The sequence below is a fragment of the uncultured Frigoribacterium sp. genome (assembly GCF_963515265.1).
Taxonomy (GTDB): Bacteria; Actinomycetota; Actinomycetes; order Actinomycetales; family Microbacteriaceae; genus Frigoribacterium.
On record NZ_CAUPYL010000134.1, the window covers coordinates 1 to 7,311 of the forward strand.

6 protein-coding genes are annotated in these 7,311 nt (G+C 70.6%); all 6 read left to right on the plus strand.

Annotation, left to right across the window (positions count from 1 at the left end):
- Nucleotides 1–380, plus strand: a 380-nt coding sequence (locus RWM17_RS10490) for a substrate-binding domain-containing protein (RefSeq protein ID WP_314103437.1), incomplete at its 5' end; no start/stop codon positions are given.
- Between the two features lie 175 nt (nucleotides 381–555).
- A complete protein-coding gene (locus RWM17_RS10495) occupies nucleotides 556–2,235 on the plus strand; it encodes an ABC transporter substrate-binding protein (protein ID WP_314103439.1) in 1,680 nt (559 codons plus the stop codon).
- The gene (locus tag RWM17_RS10500) at nucleotides 2,232–3,212 is read left to right on the plus strand and encodes an ABC transporter permease (protein WP_314103442.1); all 981 of its coding nucleotides are present in this window, start codon (nucleotides 2,232–2,234) and stop codon (nucleotides 3,210–3,212) included. Before RWM17_RS10495 ends, RWM17_RS10500 begins: the two co-directional genes overlap by 4 nt.
- On the plus strand, nucleotides 3,209–4,255 hold the full coding sequence (locus RWM17_RS10505; RefSeq protein WP_314103444.1) for an ABC transporter permease: 1,047 nt from the start codon (nucleotides 3,209–3,211) through the stop codon (nucleotides 4,253–4,255). The genes RWM17_RS10500 and RWM17_RS10505 overlap by 4 nt, the downstream gene beginning before the upstream one ends.
- Nucleotides 4,252–6,021 (plus strand): ABC transporter ATP-binding protein, encoded by a 1,770-nt coding sequence (locus tag RWM17_RS10510; protein ID WP_314103446.1) that lies wholly within the window; start codon nucleotides 4,252–4,254, stop codon nucleotides 6,019–6,021. The genes RWM17_RS10505 and RWM17_RS10510 overlap by 4 nt, the downstream gene beginning before the upstream one ends.
- Before the next feature lie 35 nt (nucleotides 6,022–6,056).
- Nucleotides 6,057–7,241, plus strand: coding sequence for a family 1 glycosylhydrolase (locus tag RWM17_RS10515; protein ID WP_314103448.1), 1,185 nt, complete (start codon nucleotides 6,057–6,059; stop codon nucleotides 7,239–7,241).
- Nucleotides 7,242–7,311 lie beyond the last annotated feature (70 nt).

The window sequence follows — 7,311 nt, forward strand, 5'->3', positions numbered from 1 at the left end:
GCCCTGTCCGCGTGCGCGTCGAGCGCGGCGACTTCTCGCGCGAGGGCGGCAGGCGGGCCGGGGAGGCGCTGGTCGCGTCCCCGGACCCGCTCCCGCAGGCCGTCGTCTGCGCCAACGACCAGTCGGCGCTCGGCGTGCTCGACGCGTTCGTCGCGCACGGGGTGGACGTGCCGGGCCGGGTCGCCGTGACGGGCTTCGACGGCATCGAGGCGGGCCGCTTCTCGACGCCGCGCCTCACGACGGTGCGCCAGCCGATGAACGACCTCGGCCGGGTCGCGGTGCGCACGATCGTGACGCGGCTGACCGACCCCACCGCGCCTCCTCAGCGGGTGATCCTGCCCGTCGAGGTCCTGCTGCGCGAGAGCTGCCCCGCCCGCTGACCGGCCCGGCCCGACCCTGGTCCGGCCTCGAACCGCGTTCCGAACCATGAACCGAGATAGAACGCGGTTCATGGTTCGGAACGCGGTTCATGCCGCCGCCCACCGTTGCGGCGCAGCCATGTATGCGCTTACACTGACGAGGCTCACCTCGACGACGAATGAGAGAACCGTGGCGATGACGCACACGAACAGACACCGCGCCCGAGCGCGCACCGCCGTGGCGGCCCTGGCCGCCGCCACCGCCGTGGTCCTCGTGGCCACCGGCTGCAGCATCCAGATCCGCAGCGAGCCCGACCCGACGATCGGCGCCGACACGATGCTCATCAACGCCGACAAGGGCAACCCGCAGTTCGAGCGGAACTTCAACCCGTTCCTCACGAACAAGCGCACCGCCTCGACGTGGATCTACGAGCCCCTGCTCGAGATCAACCCGCTCGACGGCGAGATCACGCCGTGGCTCGCGAGCGAGACGACGCTGCCCGACGCGCGCACCGTCGACATGACGATCCGCGACGGCGTCGAGTGGTCCGACGGCGAGCCGATGACGCCCGCCGACGTGGTCTACACGTTCGACCTGATCAAGGCGAACCCCGCGCTCGACCTCAAGGGCGCCTGGCAGCACATCGACACGATCGAGCAGCAGGGCGACCACGTCGTCTTCCACCTGCAGACCGACGACGTGCCGGCCATGGAGATCATCGGCCAGACGACGATCGTCCCCGAGCACCTCTGGAGCCAGGTCGACGACCCCGCGACGTACCGCAACCCCGACCCGGTCGGCACCGGCCCGTTCACGCTGGGCAACTACTCGGCGCTGCAGTACTCGATGGACAAGAACGAGTCCTACTGGCAGGCCGAGAAGATCGACATCGCGCACCTGATCCTGCCCGCGACGAACAACCAGCTCGACACCGTCACGCGCGGCTACGACTGGGCGTACTCGTTCATCAGCGACGTCGAGGGCACCTGGGGCGCGGCGAGCGACACGAACTCGTACTGGTTCCCGCCGGGCGGCGTGATCGGCCTGATGCCGAACCTCACGAAGGCCCCCTTCGACGACGTCAACGTGCGGAACGGCATCGCGCTGGCGCTCGACCGCGACCAGATCGCCGAGTCGGCGACCGAGGGCTACCTCGAGCCGGCCGGCCAGACCGGGCTCATCCTGCCCAACCAGCAGGACGACCTCGACCCCTCGATCCCGAACGAGGGAGTGATCGGCCAGGACGTCGACGGCGCCCTCGCCGCGTTCGCGCAGGCCGGCTACACGCAGCAGGGCGACCAGCTGGTCGGCCCCGACGGCCAGCAGCTGCGCATCACGATCCTCACGGCCAACGGCTACACCGACTGGCTGAGGGCCGTGCAGGAGGTGCGGGCCCAGCTGGGCGCGATCGGCATCGACGTGCAGATCCAGGCTCCCCAGCCTGCCGGCTACCAGTCGGCCATCGCGAACGGCGAGTTCGACATGGCGCTCGGCGGCATGGGCAACGGCAACACGTACCAGGCCTACAACACGCTGCTCAACAGCGGGTTCGCGACGCCGGTCGGCGAGACGACGGCCTCGAACTTCGGCCGCTTCAGCGACCCTGCCGTCGACGAGCTGCTCGACGAGTGGAAGGCCGCGATCGACCCGGCCGAGCAGCAGCGGCTGTCGTACGCGCTGCAGAACGTCGTCTACGAGCAGAAGCCGGTCATCGGCCTCTACTACGGCGGCCTCTGGGGCCTGTTCAACGACTCCAAGTTCACCGGCTGGCCGAGCGAGAAGGACCCGTACATGGCCCCGCAGAACTACGACCAGGCACCGCTGCTGATCTTCACGAAGCTGAAGCGCGTCGACCAGGGCGGTGACGACCAGTGAAGTACGCAGCCCAGAAGCTCGGCCTCTTCGTCCTCACCCTGTGGGCGGCGGTGACGCTCAACTTCGTCCTGCCGCGGCTGATGCCCGGCGACCCCACCGACGCCGCGATCGCGAAGCTGTCGCAGAACGGCCCCGTGACCGAGGCCACCCGCGCCGCCATCGAGGCGCAGCTCGGCGTGCCCGACGGCAACGTGCTGCAGCAGTACGTCGCCTACCTCGGCCAGGTCGTCCGGCTCGACTTCGGGACGAGCTACACGTTCTTCCCCGAGACGGTCGGGCACCTCGTCGGGCAGGCGCTGCCGTACACGCTGATCCTCGTCGGCGCGTGCACCGTGATCGCGTTCGTGGTCGGCACCCTGATCGGCGTCGCCGCGGCCTGGAAGCGCGGCACCTGGCTCGACTCGCTGCCGACGCTCTCGGGCAGCTTCATGAGCACGTTCCCGTACTTCTGGACGGCCCTGCTCCTCCTCTTCTTCCTCGGCTACGTGCTGCACTGGTTCCCGACCACCGGGGCCTACGGCGCGACGACCACGCCGGGCTTCACTCCGGCGTTCGTCGGCGACGCCCTGCTGCACGCGGTGCTGCCGGCGGTGACGATCCTCGTCACGAGCCTCGGCGGCTGGATCCTCGGCATGCGGAACGCCATGATCAACACGCTCGGCGACGACTACGTGACCTTCGCGGAGGCGAACGGCCTGAAGGGCCGGACGGTCGCCGTGCGCTACGCCGCCCGCAACGCCATCCTGCCGAACCTCACCGGCTTCGGCCTCGCCCTCGGCGGGGTGGTCGGCGGCTCGATCCTCGTCGAGCAGGTCTTCGGCTACCCCGGCATCGGCTACCTGCTGTTCAACGCCGTCATCGGCCAGGACTACCCGCTGATGCAGGCCCTCTTCCTGATGATCACCGTGAGCGTGCTCGTCGCCAACTTCCTCGTCGACATCTTGTACGGCGTGCTCGACCCAAGGACCCGCCGATGACCTCCACCGTGTCCGTCCGCCTCCCCGAGGGCGGCGACCCTGCCGGCCCCGCCGCCGAGCAGGCCGCGCCCAGCACCTGGCAGACCGTGCTGCGCACCGCCGGCGTCGTCTGGTCGAACCCGAAGGCCAAGATCGGCATCGTCATCCTGGGCGTCTTCGTCCTGATGGCCGTCCTCGCCCCGCTCATCGCGCCCTACGGCGGCAGCGAGAACGGGTTCGAGCGCAACCAGGACGCCTCCTGGGCCCACTGGATGGGCACGACCGCCGCCGGCGAGGACGTGCTCAGCCAGCTGATCTGGGGCGCCCGCATCAGCGTGTTCGTCGGCTTCGTGGCCGGCATCGCCGCGACGCTCGTCGCCGTCGGGATCGGCCTCAGCTGGGGCTACATGCGCGGCCCGGCGGCCGAGGTGGTCGGCTTCGTCGTCAACCTGTTCCTCGTCATCCCCGGCCTGCCGCTGATGATCGTCATCGCGGCCTACCTGCAGAACGGCGGCATCGCGGTCATCATCGCGGTGATCGTCGTGACCGGCTGGGCCTGGGGCGCCCGCGTGCTGCGCAGCCAGACGCAGTCGCTGCGGTCGCGCGACTTCGTCGAGGCCGCCCGGTTCTCGGGCGAGGGCGCGACGCGCATCGTGTTCCGCGAGATCCTGCCGAACATGACGTCGCTGATCGTCGGCTCGTTCTTCGGGGCCGCGACCAGCGCGATCCTGGCGGAGGCGGGCCTCGAGTTCCTGGGGCTCGGCGACTCGTCGATCGTCAGCTGGGGCACCATCCTCTACTGGGCGCAGAACTCGAACGCCCTGCTCACCGGGCAGTGGATCCTCCTGTTCGCCCCCGGCCTCTGCATCGCCCTGCTCGCGATGAGCCTCACGCTGATCAACTTCGGCGTCGACGCCGTGAGCAACCCGCGCCTGCGCGAGGGCACGTCCAAGAAGAAGGCGCGCTGGAGCTCAGAGGGACGCGCCAGCGTCACTGCGACGCCAGCGCCGACCCGGCTTGCCGGGTCGGGCCAGCGAGCAACAGGAACGAAGGAAGAACGATGAGCTCGTCAGATTCGGCTACCGGTCTCGGCAACGCAACCGCCTCCTCGACGACGACGACCGCCGGTGACGCCCCGCTGCTCGACGTGCGCGACCTCAGCGTCGTCTACGAGTCAGCCGCCTCGACGCCGGTGCAGGCCGTCGACCACGTGTCGTTCTCGCTGCGCCGCGGCGAGTTCGTCGGCCTGGTCGGCGAGTCCGGCTCGGGCAAGTCGACGCTCGGCTACGCGCTGACGCGGCTGCAGAAGCCGCCGGCGCGCACCAACGGCGGCAGCATCGTCTTCGACGGCGCCGACATCCGCGACCTCGACGCCGAGGCCCTGCGCCAGCAGCGCCAAGGCGGCTTCGCGATGGTGCTGCAGTCGGGCATGAACGCGCTCAACCCGGTGCGCACGATCCACAAGCACTTCGTCGACATCTTCAAGGCCCACGGCCACGTGCCGCGCGAGCGCTGGGACTCCCGCGCCGCCGAGCTCGTGCAGAAGGTCGAGCTCGACCCGAAGGTGCTGGCGCGGTTCCCCGGCGAGCTGAGCGGCGGCATGCGCCAACGCGTCTCGATCGCCCTCGCCCTCTCGCTCGAGCCGCAGCTGATGGTCTTCGACGAGCCGACCACGGCGCTCGACGTGCTCGTGCAGCACGCCGTGATGGACACGATCATCTCGCTGCAGCAGAGCGAGGGCTTCACGGCCGTGCTGATCAGCCACGACCTCGGCATCGTGCTCGAGGCGACCGAGCGCGTGCTCGTCATGCACGAGGGCCGCATCGTCGAGGACGGCCGCTCCGCCGACGTGCTCGCCGACCCGCAGCACGAGTACACGCAGATGCTGTTGTCGCACTACGCCGACCCCCGCGCCGAGGTCGTCTCGCTGCCCGGCTTCGAGGACAGGGCGGTGCGTCGGGCCCGGGGCGAGCGCCGCGTCGACACGACCACCAGCACGCCGAGCGTCGCGACGCGCAGCACGAAGGTGGCCCAGAGCGCGATCACCGTGACCGGCGTCAGCAAGACCTACGCGCCTCCTCGTCGGGGCGAGGACCCCGTGCGGGCCGTCCGCGACGTGTCGTTCACCCTCGAGCCGGGGCAGTCGCTCGCGCTCGTCGGTCAGTCGGGGTCGGGCAAGAGCACGATCGCGCGCATGGTCACCGGCGTCGAGAAGCCGAGCGAGGGCACCATCACGTTCGGCGACGTCGACGTCACGAAGGTGCGCGGGCGCGGCCTCCGCGACCTGCGCAGCGACGTGCAGATGGTGTTCCAGGACCCGTACTCCGCCCTGAACCCGCTGCACACCGTCGAGTACACGCTGACGCGGCCGGTCGTGAACTACACGGGGCTGCGGGGGCAGGAGGCGCGGCGCCGTGTCCTGGAACTGCTCGAGACCGTCGGTCTGACGCCGGTCGAGCAGTTCGCGGCGAAGCTGCCGCACCAGCTCTCCGGCGGTCAGCGGCAGCGCGTCGTCATCGCGCGGGCGCTCGCCAGCGACCCGCAGGTGATCATCGCGGACGAACCCGTCTCGATGCTCGACGTGTCGCTGCGGGCCGGCGTGCTCGCCCTGCTCGAGGACCTGCGCGAACAGTGGGGGGTCTCGATGCTCTACATCACGCACGACCTGCTCAGCGCGCGGCTCATCACCGACGACGTGATGGTGCTGCACGACGGCGCCGTGGTCGAGCGCGGCCGCACCGCCGAGGTGCTGCAGCGGCCGACCGACCCGTACACGGTGCGCCTGCTCGACGCCGTGCCGAACCCGCGGCGCACGCACCGCGCCTCCTGACCCGCCCGACCTCGCACCACCAGAACGGACACCCGATGCTGACCTTCCCCGACGGCTTCCTCTGGGGCGCCGCGACCGCCGCGCACCAGATCGAGGGCAACAACGTGAACTCGAACTGGTGGGTGCACGAGCACGCCCCCGGCACGACGATCGTCGAGCCGAGCGGCGACGCCGCCGACAGCTACCACCGGTTCCGCGACGACATCCGGATCCTCGCCGAGCTCGGCCTCAACAGCTACCGCTTCAGCATCGAGTGGGCGCGCATCGAGCCCGAGCGCGGCGTCGTCTCGAAGGCCGAGATCGCGCACTACCGCCGCATGGTCGAGACCTGCCACGAGTTCGGCGTCGAGCCGATCGTGACGCTGATGCACTTCACCGTGCCGCGCTGGTTCGAGCGCGACGGCTTCTGGCGCGCGCCCGACGCCGCCGACCTCTTCGCGCGGTACACCGAGCTCGCGCTGCCCGTCGTCAGCGAGGGCGTCCGGTACGTCTGCACGATCAACGAGCCGAACATCGCCGCGATGCTGGCCGGGGGAGAGGACGCCTCGAACCTCGTCGCGTACGGCCTGCCGAACCCCGACCTGCAGGTCGCCGACGCGCTGCTCGCCTCGCACCGGCGCAGCCGCGAGGTGCTCTCGCAGGTCGACGGGCTCAAGTCGGGCTGGACCGTCGCCACCCAGGCCTTCAAGGCCGTCGACGAGCCGGGCGCCGCCGAGATGACGCGCGAGTACGGCTACGTCCGCGACGACTGGTACAGCGAGATGGCGGCGGGCGACGACTTCGTCGGCGTGCAGGCCTACACGCAGACCTTCGTCGGGCCCGAGGGTCCGCGACCCGTCGCCGAGGGCCTCGAGACGACCCTGACCGGCTGGGAGTTCTGGCCGGCCGCGGCCGCCGAGGGCATCCGGAGCGCCTGGGAGCTCAGCGGCCACGTGCCCGTGATGGTCACCGAGAACGGCATCGCGACCGCCGACGACAGCCGTCGCATCGCCTACACGCAGGGCGCGCTCGAGGGCATCCACGCCACGATCGAGGAGGGCATCGACGTGCTCGGCTACCAGCACTGGAGCGCCCTCGACAACTACGAGTGGGCCAGCGGCTTCCGCCCCACCTTCGGGCTCATCGGCTGGGACCGCGACACGTTCGAGCGCACGCCGAAGCCCAGCGCCCGCTGGTACGGCGAGGTGGCTCGGGCGAACGGCCTGCCCGCCGCGTCGTAGGGCGGCTGCGCCGCAGCGACGGTCGCGCCGCTGCGACGGTCGCGCCGCTGCGACGGTCGGGCCGCTGCGA